This window comes from Archangium violaceum, assembly GCF_016859125.1.
In the GTDB taxonomy this organism is placed as follows: domain Bacteria; phylum Myxococcota; class Myxococcia; order Myxococcales; family Myxococcaceae; genus Archangium; species Archangium violaceum_A.
The window spans coordinates 3,100,455-3,117,699 of the sequence record NZ_CP069338.1 but is presented as its reverse complement, the minus strand read 5'-3'; the positions used below and the strand labels follow the sequence as shown (position 1 = coordinate 3,117,699).

The 17,245-nt window shown below is 72.2% G+C and carries 16 protein-coding genes; 6 read left to right on the top strand and 10 right to left on the bottom strand.

Annotated features, from left to right (window positions below; all coding sequences use genetic code 11):
- Window positions 1–7 precede the first annotated feature (7 nt).
- Window positions 8–1,360, bottom strand: coding sequence for an RtcB family protein (locus tag JQX13_RS13405; RefSeq protein ID WP_203409388.1), 1,353 nt, complete (start codon window positions 1,358–1,360; stop codon window positions 8–10).
- A 195-nt stretch (window positions 1,361–1,555) separates the two neighbouring features.
- Between JQX13_RS13405 and JQX13_RS13400 the strand changes: the two genes are divergently transcribed.
- Together JQX13_RS13400 and JQX13_RS13395 are read left to right on the top strand one after the other, a co-directional pair.
- Window positions 1,556–1,855, top strand: coding sequence for a hypothetical protein (locus tag JQX13_RS13400; RefSeq protein WP_203409387.1), 300 nt, complete (start codon window positions 1,556–1,558; stop codon window positions 1,853–1,855).
- A 91-nt stretch (window positions 1,856–1,946) separates the two neighbouring features.
- Window positions 1,947–3,884 (top strand): PAS domain S-box protein, encoded by a 1,938-nt coding sequence (locus tag JQX13_RS13395; protein WP_203409386.1) that lies wholly within the window; start codon window positions 1,947–1,949, stop codon window positions 3,882–3,884.
- A 3-nt stretch (window positions 3,885–3,887) separates the two neighbouring features.
- On the opposite strand, the gene JQX13_RS13390 is transcribed toward JQX13_RS13395, so the two are convergent.
- Window positions 3,888–4,517 (bottom strand): tetratricopeptide repeat protein, encoded by a 630-nt coding sequence (locus JQX13_RS13390; protein WP_203409385.1) that lies wholly within the window; start codon window positions 4,515–4,517, stop codon window positions 3,888–3,890.
- A gap of 285 nt (window positions 4,518–4,802) precedes the next feature.
- Between JQX13_RS13390 and JQX13_RS13385 the strand changes: the two genes are divergently transcribed.
- The 4 genes from JQX13_RS13385 (at window position 4,803) to JQX13_RS13370 (ending at window position 8,202) form a co-directional block, all read left to right on the top strand.
- Entirely contained in the window at window positions 4,803–5,699 is an 897-nt protein-coding gene (locus tag JQX13_RS13385; RefSeq protein ID WP_203409384.1) for a sigma-70 family RNA polymerase sigma factor, read from the top strand.
- 91 nt (window positions 5,700–5,790) lie between these two features.
- Window positions 5,791–6,123: a pilus assembly protein N-terminal domain-containing protein gene (locus JQX13_RS13380; RefSeq protein WP_203409383.1), complete on the top strand. Its 333-nt coding sequence runs from the start codon at window positions 5,791–5,793 to the stop codon at window positions 6,121–6,123.
- 49 nt (window positions 6,124–6,172) lie between these two features.
- On the top strand, window positions 6,173–7,585 hold the full coding sequence (locus JQX13_RS13375; RefSeq protein ID WP_203409382.1) for a protein kinase domain-containing protein: 1,413 nt from the start codon (window positions 6,173–6,175) through the stop codon (window positions 7,583–7,585).
- Between the two features lie 80 nt (window positions 7,586–7,665).
- On the top strand, window positions 7,666–8,202 hold the full coding sequence (locus JQX13_RS13370) for a DUF2059 domain-containing protein (RefSeq protein WP_203409381.1): 537 nt from the start codon (window positions 7,666–7,668) through the stop codon (window positions 8,200–8,202).
- Window positions 8,203–8,212: 10 nt separating this feature from the next.
- Here the strand turns inward: JQX13_RS13370 and JQX13_RS13365 are convergent, their stop codons facing one another.
- The 8 genes from JQX13_RS13365 to JQX13_RS13330 all read right to left on the bottom strand — a co-directional run bounded on the left by JQX13_RS13365 (window position 8,213) and on the right by JQX13_RS13330 (window position 17,210).
- Window positions 8,213–8,647 carry a PaaI family thioesterase gene (locus JQX13_RS13365; RefSeq protein ID WP_203409380.1) on the bottom strand — a complete coding sequence of 145 codons (435 nt, stop codon included), beginning with the start codon at window positions 8,645–8,647 and terminating at the stop codon, window positions 8,213–8,215.
- Window positions 8,648–8,650: 3 nt separating this feature from the next.
- Window positions 8,651–9,100 (bottom strand): PaaI family thioesterase, encoded by a 450-nt coding sequence (locus tag JQX13_RS13360; RefSeq protein ID WP_203409379.1) that lies wholly within the window; start codon window positions 9,098–9,100, stop codon window positions 8,651–8,653.
- A 35-nt stretch (window positions 9,101–9,135) separates the two neighbouring features.
- Window positions 9,136–10,575: an ArnT family glycosyltransferase gene (locus JQX13_RS13355; protein ID WP_203409378.1), complete on the bottom strand. Its 1,440-nt coding sequence runs from the start codon at window positions 10,573–10,575 to the stop codon at window positions 9,136–9,138.
- A 101-nt stretch (window positions 10,576–10,676) separates the two neighbouring features.
- Window positions 10,677–11,609 carry a tetratricopeptide repeat protein gene (locus JQX13_RS13350; RefSeq protein WP_203409377.1) on the bottom strand — a complete coding sequence of 311 codons (933 nt, stop codon included), beginning with the start codon at window positions 11,607–11,609 and terminating at the stop codon, window positions 10,677–10,679.
- Window positions 11,610–11,613: 4 nt separating this feature from the next.
- Window positions 11,614–12,090, bottom strand: a complete 477-nt coding sequence (locus JQX13_RS13345) for a hypothetical protein (RefSeq protein WP_203409376.1) — start codon at window positions 12,088–12,090, stop codon at window positions 11,614–11,616.
- A gap of 2 nt (window positions 12,091–12,092) precedes the next feature.
- Window positions 12,093–13,442, bottom strand: a complete 1,350-nt coding sequence (locus tag JQX13_RS13340) for an ATP-binding protein (protein WP_203409375.1) — start codon at window positions 13,440–13,442, stop codon at window positions 12,093–12,095.
- Window positions 13,443–13,541: 99 nt separating this feature from the next.
- Complete coding sequence (locus JQX13_RS13335) at window positions 13,542–14,261, bottom strand: tetratricopeptide repeat protein (protein ID WP_203409374.1); 720 nt, start codon at window positions 14,259–14,261, stop codon at window positions 13,542–13,544.
- Window positions 14,262–14,270: 9 nt separating this feature from the next.
- Window positions 14,271–17,210, bottom strand: coding sequence for a tetratricopeptide repeat protein (locus JQX13_RS13330; protein WP_203409373.1), 2,940 nt, complete (start codon window positions 17,208–17,210; stop codon window positions 14,271–14,273).
- Between the last annotated feature and the right edge of the window lie 35 nt (window positions 17,211–17,245).

The following is a 17,245-nucleotide window of genomic DNA, read 5'->3' as shown; positions in this document are numbered from 1 at the left end:
GGGTTGTTCAGTCGGCGCCCTTGATGCAGGCGATGGGCTTGAGGCGCCGGGCCACCTTCGCCAGGCCCGCCATCTCCACCGTGTCCAGCACGTCGTCCAGGTTCTTGTAGCAGGGCCCCGACTCGTCCAGCGGCGTCGTGCGTGTGTTGAGCAGGATGCCCGCCTCCGTCATGCGCCGATCCGTCTCGGACTGGTTGAGCACCCGCCGCGCCTCGCCTCGCGACAGCCGCCGCCCCGCGCCGTGGTTCACCGAGTAGATGGACTGCTCGGCTCCCTCCTGCGCGAAGAGGATGGCGCTGCCCGTCTCCATCGAGCCCGGGATGAGGATGGGGTGCCCCGTCTTCTCCCAGGGTGTCTTGCGCAGCGCGGGGTGCCCGCCCGGGAACGCCCGCGTCGCCCCCTTGCGCGCCACGAACTTCCCCGACTCCTTCTGGATGAGGTTGTGCGAAATCTCGTAATAGATGTCCGCCGTCCCGCCGAACACCTCCTCGAGCGCCGCGCACACCGCCTCGCCGATGATGAGCCGGTTGGCCACCGCGAAGTTGGCCGCCATGTTGTGCAGGTTCCAGTACTCGCGCCCCAGCCGGCTCGACGCGTCCAGCCAGATGAAGTCCTCGCTGCGCTTGCCCAGCCCGAGCTCCGCCGCGCCCTCGACGAAGTAGTGCTTCGCGATGTTCCACCCGAAGCCCCGGCTCCCCGTGTGCAACATCACCCACACGCGGCCGTCCTCGTCCACCTGCATCTCCGTGAAGTGGTTGCCCCCGCCGAGGCTCCCCAGCTGATCGCGCTTCTCGTACGCGCGCTCGGGGATGTCCACCCGGTCATCCTCCACCGGGATGAAGTCGCGCTCGGTGGTGGACGAGCCGCGGCCCAGCGCCTTGGCCCCGTGGCGCACCACCTCGGCGAAGGTGCGCGTGTCGATGCGCCGCTGCTTCTGCACCCGCGACGCCCCCACCCCCACGGCGATGCGCTTCATCACCTCGTCGATCCACTGGCGGCGCCTGGCCTTGTCCGCCACGTCCTCGGCCGTGAGCGTCGTCTTGAGCTGCACCATGCCGCAGCCGATGTCGTACCCCGCCGCCGTGGGGAGCAGGATGCCGTCCGTCTCCACCACCGTGCCGATGGGCACGCCGTAGCCCACGTGACAGTCCGGCGTCACCGCCACCCGCGTCACTCCCGGGAAGGAGGCCGCGTTGACCACCTGATCGAAGACACCCTCCTCCAGGCCCGGCAGCTCGGGGCCCTCGCCCCACAGCAGCTTGTCCGACAGGAACAGGTGGGCATCCACCTTCATCGTCTTGGTCTTCGGCAGGACGTAGTGCCCCTCCGCGACCTTCTCCAACCTTTGCGTCCAGCTCATGACCCTTCTCCCTGGGTGGATCCAACCGGTGGCAGCGACGGAAGCTTCCTCTGGAAGCTGACGAACACAGAAGGGGGCCCGGCTTACGACCGGTCAACGGCCGCGCCCGGTGAATGTTGGGCCCCGGGCACCCGCAGTTGCCCCTTCACTGAAGAATTCCCATTCCTTCTCTCGGAGCTTCAAGGGGGTAGGGAGATGGGGATTCTCGGAGCGTTGGTGGTGGCTGTGACCGTGAACGCGGGGCCCGTGGATGTGAAGACGGCGCCGGTGTTCAACCCGTCCATCTGCGCCAAGAAGCGGGTGGATGCGTGTGGTTGCCACCATGTCTACGGTGTCCGCCACTGCCACCCCAAGCGCAAGAGCGAGCACTGTGAATCCATGGCCCTGGTGAACGAGCCCTCCGAGAAGAAGGCCACCCGGGTGTGGGACTTCTTCTCCCCCGGGCTGGAGACCGCCTCCGCCGAGCGGGAGACGTCGGACGTCGCCTCGCTGTAGGGACCGCCATCGCGGGCAGGCTTTCTCGAGACCCCGTGTTCAAGGTACGGGCTCGACGTGAGCGTGGGCGCCCTGGTGGAGGTGCGACTCGGTGACCAGCGAAGCACCCGTGGGGTGGCCCGCGGGCCAGGGCGAGATGGCCGAGCGCATCCGTGCGCATGACTGGGCGGCCACCCCCCTGGGGCCCATGGAGCGCTGGCCGCACAGCCTCCGGGCCATCGTGGACATGATGTTGCCCAACGGCTTCCCCATGGTGGTGCTCTGGGGACCGCGGCTCGTCCAGCTCTACAACGACAGCTACCGGGCGCTCATGGGCATCAAGCACCCGGCGGGCCTCGGGCAACCGACGCACGAGTGCTGGCCCGAGGTGCGGCACATCAACGTGCCCATCTACGAGCGGGTGTTCGCGGGCGAGACGCTCACCTTCGAGGACGCGCTCTACCCCCTCACGCGCTCGGGCAGGCTGGAGGACGCATGGTTCACGCTCTCCTTCAGTCCGGTCAGGGACGCGTCCGGCCAGGTCGCGGGCGTGCTGGTCACCGTCCTCGAGACGACCGAGCGACACCGGGCCGAGGTGTCGCTCCGGGAGAGTGAAGCGCGATTCCGAGGTCTGGTGGAGCCGTTCGCGCAGGCCGTGTGGGAGACGGACGCGCGGGGCAGGGTGGTGAGCGACTCGCCGAGCTGGCGGGCGTACACCGGGCAGACGGTGGACGAGTATCTGGGCGATGGATGGATGGCGGCGATCCACTCCGATGACCGGGAGGACGTCCTGCGGACGTGGCGCGAGGCGGTACGGACCGTCGCCCCCTTGACGGCCGAGTTCCGTCTGCGCGGCCCCGACGGGAGTTGGAGATGGACGCACGTGCGGACCGCGCCGCTGCGAGGCGCGGATGGGTCGGTGCTCAAGTGGGTCGGGATGAACATCGACATCACGGCGCGCAAGCAGGCCGAGGCGGCCCAGCGTGAGAGCGAGGCGCGCTACCAGACGCTGTTCAACTCCATCGACGAGGGCTTCTGCATCATGCAGCTCCTCTTCGACGCGGAGCAGCGGCCGCTCGACTGCCGGTACCTCGAGGTCAACCCCGCCTTCGAGCGGCACAGCGGCATCCATGACGCGCTCGGAAGGACCTTTCGAGAGCTCCTGCCGGGTATCGAGCCCTTCTGGATCGACGTCTACGGCAGGGTCGCGCTGACGGGCGAGCCGACGCGCTTCGAGGGCCATGCCGCGTCCATGGGCCGGTGGTTCGATGTGTATGCCTTCCGGATTGGCGAGCCCCACGAGCGCAAGGTGGCGGTCCTCTTCACCGACGTCACCCGGCGCAAGCAGGCCGAGCGGACGCTGCGCGAGCGCGCCGATTTCGAGCGCCAGCTCATCGGCATCGTGTCCCACGATTTGCGCAACCCCCTCAACGCCATCCTCCTGTCGGCGACGATGCTGCTGCGCCGCGCGGAGTCGGATGCACGCAAGGAGGGGGCGCTGCGGTGCGTGTTCGACGCGGCCGAGCGCATGCGGCGCCTGGTGTGCGACCTGCTCGACTTCACCCAGGTCCGGTTGGGGCAGGGCCTGCCCGTGCAGCGTGAGCTCCGGGACCTGCACGCCCTTGTTCGCGGGGTGGTGGAGGAAGTGTTGGCGGCCCACCCCGGGCGAGAGGTGGAGGTGCGGGCCGAAGGCGAGGTCTGGGCCGCCCTCGATGCCGACCGCGTCGCGCAGTTGCTGGCGAACCTGCTCTCCAACGCGCTGGCCTACGGCGCCGCGGGCAGTCCCGTGTGTGTGACGACGCGTGAGGACGGCTCCTACGTGGCGTTGGAGGTGCACAACGAGGGGGAGCCCATCCCGCCCGAGAAGCTGGCGCGGTTGTTCCAGCCGCTCGAGCGTGGGGCCCAACCGCCCGCCCCCTCCTCGCGCAGCATCGGCCTGGGCCTCTTCATCGTGGACGGCATCGTGCGCGCCCACGGGGGACACATCCGTGTGCACTCGACGGCCGCGGAGGGCACCACCTTCTGTGTGTTGCTGCCGCGCCGCGGCTGAGGCTCACCCCTCGGGGGCAACCGTGACTTCCAGCGTGAACTCCCTCGACATCACCCGCTCGAGGTCGTCCACCTCGTAGGCCGTCAGCGGCGTGCGCGAGGACACCACCACCCAGCGCGTCCCCGGCGCGGCCCTCATGGCCAGCGTGTTCCCCGACAGCCTTCGCACCTCGGCCGGTGAGGGCAGGGGCGCCGCGGGGGCGGCCGGCGCCGGTGGTAGGGCCAGCCGTCCCGGCACGCTCGCCTGTCGCGTGTGCAGCTCCACCGTGTCCCGCTTCTGCTCGGGGATGCGCGAGGGCGGCCTCGAGAACGCGGGAGGCGGGTACGTGGGCGACAGTCGCGCCAACGCTTGCGCCACCTCCGTGTCCCGTGGATCCAACTCCAGCGCCACCTTCAACGCCGCCCGGGCCCGTGCCTCGCACCCCAGCTGCAGCAACAGCTCCGCCGCCGTCCGGTACGAGCTGATGGCCTTCTGCCTGTCCCCCGCCCGCCGCCAGGCCTCGGCGTGGCGCACATACAGGTGCGGATCCCCCGGCTCCAGCTCGAGCAGCTTCCCGTAGGTGCGCGCGCAATCGGCGAACCTCCGCCGGGTGTACAGGTCCAGCGCCTCTTCCTTCAGCTCCCTCACGCCCATCACCACCCCCGACACCGCCCCCGGATACGACGCTCGCCGGCCCCGTGCCCCGCGAGCACAAGCACGCGCTGTGCCGCTGATCCACCGGGCGCTCCCGCCCCGGGCTCGCCCCTTCCGTTGGCACCGCGTCACTTCCGGTGTTCTCCTCCTGGCAGACTCCACGGGAAGTCCGCGCCTCGGTAGGAGGATTCCGGTGATGGCGGGTTTTGTCTGGATTCCTGGACCCTGTAAGAAAGTGAGGAGAGCCCCGCTCCGGCCTGTAATCCCGTCAGGGTTCATCCTCCCATGTCCCACTCCGTCCCGCTCGCCCGCCTCCTCGTTCCTCATTTGCGGCCAGCGGCCCGGGCCTACGCGGAGCTGCCCTCGCTGGAGGCGGAGCTCGCGCGGATGCTCGACTCGGCCCGTGCGGCCTGGCCCCGGGTGCGGCTCGACGAGGCCGTCTTCCTCCGCCACCTCGCCGAGCGCCTCCCCCCCAGTTCCGAGCCCGAGCGCGCCCTGCGTGCCCTCCCCGCCGCGGATCTCTTCCTCGCCTGTGCCTGCGTGCGGGGGGATGCCGCCGCCCACGCGGCCCTGGAGGCGCATTTCCTCCCGAAGGTGGCCGCCGCCGTCGCTCGCGTGTACCCGGGCGCGGACGCCGCCTCCGAGGTGTGTCAGGTGTTGCGCGAGAAGCTCCTCACCCCCGAGTCGGGCCGCCCGCCCCGAATGGCCGACTACCAGGGGCAGGGCCCGCTCGCCGCGTGGCTGCGCGCCGCCGCCGTTCGCACCGCCCTCAACCTGCGCCGCTCCTCCCAGCGCCAGGCCCGCGCCGAGGAGGAGGCGCTCGCCGACGCCAGCGTCCCCGTCGGCCACCCGGAGCTGGAGCTCCTTCGACAGCGCCACCGGGCCGACTTCCAGGCCGCGCTCGCCGAGGCCCTCGCCGCCCTGTCCTCGCGCGAGCGCACGGTGCTGCGCCTCCACCTGGTGGAGGGGCTGAGCCTGGAGCGCATCGGCGCCGTGTACCGCACCCACAAGTCCACCGTCTCCCGCTGGCTCGCCCGTGCTCGCGAGGAGGTGCTCGCCGGCACCCGCTCCCGGCTCGCCGAGCGCCTCCACCTGTCCGACGGCGAGCTGCACAGCCTCCTGCGCGACGTGCCCGGGCAGCTCGACCAGAGCCTCTCCTCGCTCCTGGCCAGCACCCGTTGAAAGGGGGCCCACGATTTATTTTCGCGCCGCCGTGCAACACCGCGCGGCCACCGGTGTCACCCGGGCGGAAGGCAATGAAAGGGAGACACCCATGCACGTGAAGAAGATGCTCGGAGGGGTCGCGGTCCTGGCGGTGATGGTGTTTGGCTCGACGGCGGGCGCGGCGCAGGCCGGGCCGGTCCGGACGAACGAGGCCCAGGCCCCCGCCCCCGAGGAGACGCTCACCCTGAAGGCCCGGGAGGTGCGCACCCTGGAGGTGAAGGGCCTCACCCGCATCGCGGTGGGCGACCCGGAGATCGTCGGCGTCACCGTGGAGGGCGGCTCGGGCATCCGCCTCACCGGTCTCGAAAAGGGCGAGACGACGATGCGGGTGTGGACGAGTGATGGGGCACGCAAGGCATACAAGCTCGTCGTCCAGGGTTGAGCCGGGGGTGGCTTCCCGTCGCGGCGCGCGCCTGCGAGAATCCGCCGCGATGTCCCTGGAATCACGGCTCCGCGCGCCGGACGGGTGCCCGGACGAGAATCTGCTCGCGGGTTTCGCCTCGGGCGCGCTGTCCCTCTCGGACTCGCCGGAGGTGGAGCGGCACCTGGACGGGTGTGCTCCATGCCGGGAGTTGGTGGCGGCGGTGGCGGCCGAGGACTCGGAGCCCGATGCCAGGGATGCACCCACGCGTCTGGACACGGGGGCGCCCACGCTGCCCATGCACCCCGAGGCGCACGTCCTGGCCCCGGGGGACACGGTGGGCCGCTACGTGCTCGAGGGGCTGCTCGGTCAGGGCGGCATGGGCGTGGTGTACGCGGCGAGGGACCCGGGGTTGGGGCGCACGGTGGCGCTGATGCTGTTGCGCTCCGGAGCGGGCGGGGAGGAGGGCCGGGCGCGGCTGGTGCGCGAGGCGCAGGCGATGGCGCGCCTGGCACATCCGAACGTGTTGCCGCTCTTCGAGCTGGGGACGGAAGCGGAGCGCGTCTTCCTCGTCATGGAGCGGGTGGAGGGCTCCACGCTGGCGGACTGGCTACGCGAGCGCGAGCGGCCATGGCGCGAGGTGCTGGCCCTCTTCCTCCAGGCGGGCGAGGGGCTGGCGGCGGCGCACCGGGCGGGGCTGGTGCACCGGGACTTCAAGCCGGCCAACGTGTTGGTGGGCGCGGACGGACGGCCGCGCGTCACGGACTTCGGGCTGGTGCGGCACGGGGCCGAGGTGAGCGGTGGCGTACCGGAAGGCGCGTCCGGAGACACCGGGGAAGCACTCACCCGGGCGGGCGCGGTGCCGGGGACGCCCGCGTACATGTCACCCGAGCAGCTCGCGGGCCGCGAGGTGGACGCGCGCGGGGATCAGTTCAGTTTCTGCGTGGCGCTCCACGAGGCGCTGTATGGGGTACGCCCCTTCGAGGCGCGGGAGAGGGGCGAGGCGCGCTGGAAGCGGGTGCCGGCGCCTCGAGGCCTCCGCCCGCCGGGGTACGTGAGGGCCGCGATTGAGCGGGGGCTGGCGCTGGAGCCGGAGGCGCGCTTTCCTTCGATGGACGCGTTGCTGGCGGCACTGGCTCGGCCTCCCGGCTCGCGCTGGGGCCCGGTGACGGTGGGGGTGGTCGGGCTGGGGTTGGTGCTCTCGGGGGCCGACGTCCTGGTGTGGAGGACGAAGGAGCCGACGCGAGTGGCGGCGAAGATGCCCGAGGCCGTGCCTCTGACGCTCGAGCTGGGCTCCCGGTACGAAATCAAGGTGCCCGGGGTGCACCGTGTGGCCGTGGGCGAGCCAGGCGTCGTAGACGTCCAGGTGGTGGGAGCGGAGACGCTGAGCTTCGAGCCCGTGGGGCCCGGTACGACTCCCCTGCTCGTGTGGACGAAGGACGGGAGCCGCCGGACGTACACCGTGACGGTGCGCCCGCGCTGAGTCGGCGGGAGCCCCCCTCTTTACGAATGCGTGGGAGGGGGGACTATCCTGGACGTTCTCTCGTCGTGGAGGGCTGCTCCTTGCGCTCCTTCAAGTCCCGGGTGTCCTGGCGGTGGAGTCTTCTGGCTGTCCTCGTGGTGGGCTGCGCGCACTCGGGGACGGGCACGTCCTCTGCTCCGGTCGCCGCCTCCGAGACCTCCGCGGCCCGGCTCCGCAAGGAGCGGAAGGTGCGTGAGCTGATGGCGCTCACGGGGGCGGAGGCCACCGGCCAGCAGATGATCGACATGATGACGGGCCACTTCCAGCAGATGGCCAGAATCCCGCCGGGCTTCATGGAGAAGTTCCGCGAGCTGGCCGCGCAGGAGTCCATCGTGGACATGCTGGTGCCCGTCTACATGAAGAACTTCTCCGAGGAGGACCTGGACGCGGCCATCGCCTTCCACGGCTCCCCGGCCGGCAAGCGCTTCCTCGCGGCCCAGCCGGCGCTGCTGCAGGAGGCGAAGGAGGTGGGCGAGCAATGGGGTGTGCGCCTCGCGGAGAAGACGCTGCGGGCGCTCGCGGAGCAGGAGCGCGAGCAGCAAAGCGACGCCGTGAGCCACGAGGGTCAGCAGCTGTAGGCCCGCGGGCTCACGACAGCAGGAAGAGGGCGTTGGCGCTGGCGATGGGCTTGCCGCGGTCCTCCTGCCAGGCCTGCACCTGGAGGTTGGCCACGCGCCGGCCGAGCCGGGTGATGGTGGCCTTGGCCAGCGTGTCCTGCGGCCTGCCCGAGCGCAGGAAGTCCACGGTGATGGAGATGATTTTCGGCACGCGCTCCTCCTGGGTGCGCAGCAGCAGCTCGAAGATGGCGGCGGACTCGAGCAGCGCGCCGAGCGTGCCCCCGTGCAGCGCGGGCAGGGAGCTGTTGCCAATCAACATGGGGGAGAAGCGCATGCGGCACAGCACCTCGCCGGTGGTGTTCTCCACGCCGATGCCCAGGAAGCGCGTGTAGGGGATGACGTCGGTGAGCAGGCGGTACTCGCCCGTCTGGCGCACCTGGCGGAGGATGTGGGCGATGCTCTCCATGGCTCAGTCCTCCACGATGATGAAGGTGCCCTGCGCCGAGGCCACCGGATCATTCGCGTCTCCGTGGTGCGCGAGCGCTCGCACGAAGGCCACCGCGCGCGTGAGCTTGTAGCACTCGGCGCGCGCCAGCAGCTCCTTCCCCGGCGTGGCCGGGTGCAGGTAGTCGATGCGCAAATCCAGGGTGGCGATGCGGGCCATGCGCGCCATCTTCGAGAAGACGGCGATGCCGCACGTGGCGTCGATGAGCGTCGTCACCGCGCCCCCATGCAGCACGCCCGTCTCGGGGTTGCCCACCAGGTTCTCCGAGTAGGGCAGCCGCACGGTGGCCCCCTCCTCGCCGAGCTCCACCACGCGCAGGCCCAGCTCGCGGTTGTGCGGGACGGAGTCGCTCATGAAGCGGTTGATGCTCTCCATCATCTGCTGCGTGTCGTGGAACGCGTCGTCACTCGCCATGAGGGGGGATGATAGCTTTTCCCCTCCGCCACCGCTCAGGGCCGGCGCAGCAGCCGCCAGCGGCCGTCGCGGCCCACCTCGCGCCAGGCCGGGTCACTCACGGGCGCTCCATCCGCGACGAAGGCCACGCGGGCCTCCGAGGGACCCCCCGGGGCGAGTCCGGTACCCAGCTCGGTGAGGCGCCACGGTGACCAGCGCCGCTCGACGGCGAAGGCGGCCACGGTGGTCCACTCGGCGCGCGGGGACACCACCAGGACGGAGGCCCCGGGGGGCACGTCCGCGAGCGCTGGCGCGAGCACCTCCGAGGCAGCGGGGCACGGCCGGGGGAAGAGCAGCCGTCCCGCGCCCGCCGCCGAGGCACCCAGCACGGCCAGTGCCAGCGCGGCCAGACCGAGCCGGGCCCGGCGCGCGCGCTCGGGGGACGAGAGCCGCGCCTCCAACCAGGGCCCCACGCCCACGCCCACGAGCATGGCCAGCAGCGGGAAGGCGACGAGCGAGTGGTTCCATACCTTGCGTCCGGGGATGCAGAGCGCGGTGAGGATGAAGAGGCTCGCGAGCAGCAGCACCCGGGCGGAGCGGCGCACACCGGCCGCGTCACGTGTGCCTTCGGGGAGCAGCGAGCGGAAGGCTCGCGCGGGCCGGCCGAGCGCCAGCACTCCACCGGCCGCGAGCAGGGGCAGCCCGGGCCAGAAGCGGCTGACGACGGTCCTGAAGGGGATGTACCAGGAGCGCTGCCCGTCGGTGCGCTCGCCCGCGGCGGACGCGAGCACCTGGTGGCGGACGTAGCCCTCCCACCAGTCGGCGTGGGTGACGAGGAAGAGCACCGTGGGCACGGTGGAGGCGAGCCCCACGAGGGTGCCGATGACGAGCACCTTCCAGGAGCGCTCGACGAGGGCGCGGGCGACGGTGGCCCCGGCGAAGGGCAGCAGGCCGAAAGGACCCTTCACGGCGCAGGCGCCAGCGGCGAGCACGCCACAGACGAGCCAGTCCCGAGCGCGCGGCACACCGAGCAGTGGAGGCACGGCGGAGGCGGTGGCGAGCAGGAGGAGGAGGGGCTCGAGGAAGGGGTGGCCGCCGCGGATGAAGAAGCCATCGGGGAAGGCGAGCACCAGCATGGCGGTGACGCCGGCCCAGGTACCGGCGGCGCGGCGGGCGACGAGGCCGGTGAGGAGCAGGGTGCCCAGGGAGAAGGCGGCGCACAGCGGGCGCAGGGCGGGCTCGCCGAAGAGACGGATGACGAGGGCGAAGGGCCAGAAGCCGAAGGGCAGGTGCTCGAAGAAGCGCGGGTGGACGTCGGGGAGGTAGCGGAGGGCGAGCCAGGAGTCGTCCTCGACCATGTGGCGGGAGACGACCTGGTAGAGCTGCGAGTCCCCGAGGTCGGTATGGGGCCACCAGGTGGCGGTGGTGAGACCGAGGAAGACGAGCACGGCCCACGCGGTGGGGCCCGGCAGTCGCGAGGGGGCGGAAGAAGACATCGGGGCGGCTCCCTCATACCGCAGCGAGTCCGGGCTGTCCCCTCCGGCGCTTCGTGGGAATCGGGTGGGCAGGGTGCTGCCCGACCAGCCGGGCTGGAGCGCTAGAAGCGTGGATCCAACCGCACCGTCTCCAACTCCTGGCGCACCATCCGTTGGAAGAGGGCGGGGCCTACCCACGTGTACATGACGAGGCCCAGCCACACGACCTGGATGATGGAGGCGAGACCGGGCTGCTCCAGGTCCTTCGCGGCGAGCGTGGCGAAGCGGTAGAGCACGTAGGCGCCCAGCAGCACGAGCGTGCTCTTGCCGTCGCCCAGCGCGCCCATGAACATGGCGTAGCGCCACCACAGGCCGAGCAGCGGGCTCTGGCGCGCCTTGATGCTGGCGAGCAGCCGCAGCGAGGCCTCGTCGGTGGCGTCCTGGCGCAGGGCCCACAGCGCGTGCTCGCGAGCGTCCTCGACGCGGCCCTGGCGCAGGTACACCTGCCCCATGAGGACGAGCGCGTCCTGGAACTCGGGCCGAGCGGTGAGGGCGTCGGCGGCCCACTGCCTGGCGCGCGTCACGTCTCCCCGCTCCAGCGCGTCCTCGCCGAGCGCCACCAGCGTGGCGGGCTCGTCGGGTGCCAGGGACAGGGCCCGCTGGAGCACCTCGCGCTTGCGCTCCTTCTTGCCCGTCAGGTCGAAGAAGCGGGCCTGGAGGCGGAGGTTGCTCGGCTCATCGGGCTCCAGCTCCAGGAGGTCGGTGAGGTGCCGCTCGGCGGCCTTGAAGCGCCCGCGGGCCATGGCCACCGAGGCCGCGGCGGCGTGGGCCAGGGGGAGCAGGGGCTCCTGGGAGAGGGCGATGCCGGCCTCGTGCTCGGCGGCGTGAGGGCGCTTGAGGGAGAGCAGCACCAGCGAGAGCAGGGCATGGGCCTCGGCGTCTTCCGGCTCCGAGGCGAGGGTGCGGCGCAGCGTCTCCACGGCACCGTGATTGTCTCCGCGGGCGATCTGCACCCGAGCGTAGTGGAGCCACTGGTAGGGGGGCGTGTCGCTCATGGCATCACCCGAGCAGCACCAGCAGCAGGGTGTCGCCGCCGGTGAGCGAGGAGAGGATGGAGGAGCCCAGGAAGATGCTGGCCACCAGCACGAGCGCGCCGTTGCGCACCACGCCGCCGTAGTACTCGTGCAGGGCGAAGCTGCGCTGCTGGAGGTTGAAGAGGACGTAGCCCATGGCCAGCTTCCACACGGTGATGCCCACTCCGGCGTAGGGCGCGGACGTCTTCGTCAGCACGCCCTGCTGCACCAACGTGCCGAGCAGGAAGAAGAGCAGCAGCGTGCCCGGCACCACCAGCAGCGCGAGCACCAGCTCCTTGATGCGCGTGGTGCTGCCCATGGCGAAGCCATTGAAGACGAACCACGGCAGGCCGAGCCACACGCCACCCATCATGGTGGCCAGCAGGGGGAACACGGGGTTGACGACGAGGTGTCCCAGGGCTCCGGGGCGGGGCTCGTCCTGGATGCGGTAGGTGGCGCTCATGCTCAGGACTTTCCGTGGGCCTGGAGGAAGGCCAGCACCTCGTCGTACTGGCCGGCGTCGTTGGCGTAGCGCGCGTAGTTGCGCGCGGTGGTGAGCCACTCGAGCGCGGTGGGTTTCACCTCCTTGAGGGCGGCCTTGAGGTCCGCGGAGGAGATGGGCACCTCGCTGCCCTGCGCGAGCGAGCGCTCGATGGCGGCGTCGCTGGCCGTCTCCACCACGTTGGCCAGGTCCGCGCCGGAGAAGGTGCTGGTGTGCTTCACCACGAAGCCCAGGTCGAGCTGTGGCTCCTGGGGCCGGTCCTCGAGCAGGAGCCGGAGGATCTCCTCGCGCGCGGGAGCGTCGGGCGGGGGGACGAAGAGGACGCGGTCGAAGCGGCCGGGGCGGCGGAAGGCCGGGTCGATGGCCCAGGGCGTGTTGGTGGCGCCCAGAATCAGCACGCCCCCGTTGTTCTGCGCGAAGCCATCCATCTCCGCGAGGAACTGGCTGACGAGCTTGGCGCTGGTGCCCTCGCGGCTGTACTGGCGCTTGGCGGCGAGTGCCTCCAGCTCATCGAAGAAGAGGACGGCGGGCGTCGTCTGGCGGGCCTTCTCGAAGAGGGCGTGCAGCTTCCGCTCCGACTCGCCCATGTACATGTCGAGGATGTCGGAGATGGCGATGTTGTAGAAGGTGGCGCCGCACTCGCCGGCGGTGGCGCGCGCGAGCAGCGTCTTGCCACAGCCCGGCGGGCCATAGAGGAGGATGCCGCCGCCGGCCTTCTTCCGGAAGCGCTCGAAGAGGCTGGGCTTCTGGAAGGGCAGGATGATGCGCTTGCGGATCTGCTGCTTGATTTCCTCCAGTCCGCCCACGTCGGCGAAGGTGAGGGGCTTCTGCGGGGGCGCGAGGACGCGGTCCACCTCGTTGGTGGCGGTGTCGTCGTTGGAGATGACGCGCAGGCGGGGGCCACCGGACGCGGCGGGCTGCACGTCGCGCACGGTGGAGGTGAACTGGGCCAGGAGGTCGTGGTCCTCCAGCGTGGGGTTGAGGGACACGGCGCGCTGGTAGGCGGTGCGGGCCTCGTCCTTGCGGCCGAGCGCGGCGAGGGCGCGGGCGGACAGCAGGGCGGCCTCGGCGGCGGGGTGGTGGGCGCAGAAGAGGAGGGCGCGCTCGGGCTCGCCGGACTGGAGGAGGGTGCGGGCGGCGTGGAGCCTGTCCGGCTCGGAGAAGAGGTCCGGGGCATGGTCGCCGAGGATGGCGCGCGCTTCCTTCACTTCGTTGCGATCCAGGTGGGCCTTGATCACGAGCGCGCGCAGCGGTCCATTGTCGGGGCTCGCGGCGAGCGCGGCCTTGAGAGAGGCGAGCGTGGTGTCATCCATGACGGAGCGGAACGTCGCACAGCCCCGGGGACCCATCAAATGCAAGGCGCCCGGGCGTACGCGGAGCGTTCGTCCTCTCTCGGAAAGTGAGGAAGGGCGTCAGGGGTGCTGTGGGCGCCTGCGGCGCAGGTCCTCCGCGAGCCCGTGCGGGTCTCCCTCGCGCAGGGCGGAGAGTCCCGCCTCGAAGTCCGCGCGGGCTCCGGCCGTGTCGCCCAGGCGCTCGCGCAGCACGCCCCGGTCACGTAACAGCTCCGCGTCCACCGGTTCACCCTCCCGTGACGCGAGCGCCTCGGTGAGGTCCTTCACGGCGTCCTCCAGCCGGCCGAGCCGCGCGAGCACCGAGGCCCGCTGGTGGAGCAGCCAGGGGTTGCCGGGGTCCTCGTCGAGCGCGAGCGTCCAGTCACGCTCGGCGTCCACGAGCCGGCCGAGCACCTCGAGGGACTCGGCGCGCTTCATGTGGAGGACGAGCGCCTTGCGGAAGCCCACGGCCTCGAGCGCGTCGAAGTCGGCCACGGCCTCGGCATGGCGGCCGAGCCGGGCGAGGGCGAGGGCGCGGTGGAGCTGCGCGGAGGCATGGCCGGGCGCCATCTCCAGGACGCGCTCGAACCAGGGCAGGGCCTCGGCGGGGGAGCGGCCCCAGATGCCGAGCGTCAGCCCCATCTCCAGCAGGACGCGCGCCTGCCGCGGGTACGCCTCGACGAGCTGGCGCATGCGCGAGAGCGCCTCGTCCTGGCGCCCGCTGCGCCGCAGCCGGTCCACCTTGCGCAGGAGCTCGGTGAGCTCCGGCGGCCACGCCTCGCGCCCGTTGCGCTCCGTCATGGCCTCCACCTACCCGCGCGGCATCCGGGGGGCAAGCCACTCCTGGACGCGGGCGCGCAGGCTCTCGGTGCCGGGCTGCTCCAGGGTGCGCTCGGCCTGCTGGGCGAGCTCCCGGGCGCGAGCGGTGTCCTTGCGCGAGGCCCACAGCGCGCGGGCCAGCGCGAAGCGCGTCTCGGCCAGCTCCTGTCGGGGCACGGCATGGGTCTCGCGCAGCGACAGGGCGCGCTCCAGCGGTGCGAGCGCCTCGGCGGCCCGGCCCAGCTTCAGCAGCGCCTCGCCCCGGCCCGTGAGCGGCGCGGCCAGCTCCGGGTGGTGGACACCCAGCGCGCTCTCGCGCAGGCGCAGGGCCCGCTCGAAGTAGCCCAGCGCCTCGGTGGGGCGCCCGGCGTCCACCAGGACCAGACCCAGCGTGGTGCTCGGCCCCGCGGCGTCCGGGTGCTCGGGCCCGCGCGCCTGCTCGGCCGCTTCCACCGCCCGGTGCAGCACCTTCAGCGCCTCGTCCGTCTTCCCCTCCCGCCACAGCGCGGCGCCCAGCGCGTCCAGCGCGATGGCGTGGAACGGGTGGTACGGCGGCAGCGAGCGCTCCACGATGGCCTGGCCCTGACGCAGGGGCTCGAGCGCCTCGGTGTGGCGGCCCAGCGCGCTCAGCGTGGTGCCGATGTTCACCAGCGAGCTGCCCACGCGCGGGTGCTCGGCGCCGAGCGCCTCGAGGAAGGCGGTGTGCGCGCGCTGGTACACGGAGAGGGCCTCCTCGTGGAGTCCCTGCGCGCTCAGCGTGGTGCCCAGCCGGCGCAGGACCACGGCCGCCTCGGGGCTCTCCGGGGAGGACACCCTGGCCAGCGCGGCGAGCGCGTTGTGCTGCGAGGCCTCGGCGGCGGCGGCGTCACCCTGGGCGGCGTACACCAGCCCGTGGGCGCTCTCGAGCTCGGCGAGGAGGCGGCCCGCGCGCCGGGTGCGCACGAGCAGGGCGCGGGCCTGCTGGTACCAGTCATGGCCATCGCGCACGCGCGCGGCGTCGTAGGCGACGTACTGGGTGAGGGCCACCAGCGCCTCGGCGCGCACCTCGTCCAGCCGCACCTCGTCGGCCGTCCACGCCGCCTCCTTGAGGAGGTGCTCGGCCTCGGGGTTGCCGAAGCCCGCCTGCTGCTGGCCCAGCTCCAACAGGGCCTCGGCCACCAGGGGGCGGTAGCCCAGGACGCGCGCCTCGGCGACCACGGGGGCGGCCACGGAGAGTCCGGCCGCGTACTGGCCGGAGATGCGCAGGGCGCGGGCGCGCGAGAGCGAGGCGCGCAGGTCCTCCACCCGGGCCGCCATGGTCGCGTCCGCGGGGGCGGGCACGTCCGCGGCGAGCGCGTCCTCCGCGTCACACGTGCCGAGCTCGGACAGGCCACGCACCGCCTCCACGGAGCGCTCCACCACGCTGGTGTCGGCCTCGGCGAGCACGCCGGTGAGGGACTTCAGCTCGGAGCGCCGGCGCTCCAGGCAGATGGTGCGCGCGGAGAGCAGCTCCCCGGAGGACTGGCCGCGCGTGCGCGTCGCCCCGCACGCCTGCCGCTGCTTCTCCACCCAGGCGGAGGCATAGGTGTCGAGCGCGCCCTTCACCCCATTCCAGGCATCGGCCGCGTAGGGCGCGCCGGTGGCGAGGAAGGCCTTGCGCACGGCCTCCTGGCGCGGGGCGTCCCACACGCCCTCCAGTCTCGCGGCCATGCCCTGGCAGCGGCTCTGGCTCTGGTGCCACTGGCCCACGGCACCGGCCACCACGGCCACGAGGAAGGCCGCGGCCACCGCGACGAGCGCCTGACGCAGGCGGCGCGTGCGCGGGTCGTCGTGGAGCGCCTCCAGCAGCACGCCCATGGACGCATGGCGCTCGCTCGGGTGGAGGCTCAGGCCCTTGAGGAGGACGCGGCGCAGCCAGCCCGGCACGCGCGAGTCACGCGGCGGCGGACGCACGTGGCCCTCCAGCGTGGCGCGGGCGAGCGCGCCGGCTCCGGTGCCCTCGAAGGCGTGCTCCCGGTACAGGGCGTAGTAGAGCGTGGCGCAGAAGCTGAACTGGTCGGCGCGGTCGGTGACGGGCTCCTGTCGGTACTGCTCCGGGGCCATGTAGCCCGGCGTGCCCATGATGAGGCCATGGCGCGTCACCGGCGTCTCGAGCGGCTCCCGGGTGCGCAGTCCGGAAATGGGGCCGGTGTCGGTGTCCTGGTGGAGGGGGGGCTCGGCGCGCAGCAGCTCGGCCAGGTCCACCGGGACGGGGGCTCCGGGGGGGCCGGTGCCCTGCTCACAGGCGAGGCCGAAGTCGTAGACGAGCACGCGCCCGTCGCGGCCCACCAGCACGTTGTCCGGCTTGAAGTCGCGGTGGACGAGTCCCGCGGCATGGGCGGCGGCGAGTCCCCGGCCGGCCAGGGTGAGCACGTGCACCACCTCGCGCCAGTGGCGGGGCTGCTCCTTGAGCCACTGCCGCAGGGTGCAGCCCTCCACCAGCTCGAGGGCGATGAAGACACGGTCCCCGTGCTCGCCGATGTCGAACACGGGCAGCACGTTGGGGTGGGACAGGCGGGCCATGGCCTGCGCCTCGCGCATCAGCCGCGGGCGGGCCTCGTTGCGCTCCCGTCCCTCGCCGCCGGGCAGCAGCAATTTGATGGCCACCTTGCGGTTGAGCTGCGGATCGAACGCCGCGTACACCTCGCCCATGCCGCCGGCGCCCAGCCGCTCCAGCACGAGGTAGCGTCCCACGGAGGTGCCGCGGGGCAGGGGCTGGGGCTCGTCGGAGAAGAGGGACAGCGGAGGAGGAGAGCCGACCACCCGTGTCGGCTCGGACTCGCCCTGGCTCAGCACCGAGCGGGCGCGCTCGAGCTCCTGCTCCAGCACCTCCAGTGCGTCCAGCTCGGGCTCGGGGCTACCTGGACGGTCGTCCGGAGTCCGCTCCCCCACCGTTTCCTTCAGCCTCTCCAAGGACTTCCCCCTGACGACGCCAGGCCCTCGATTCC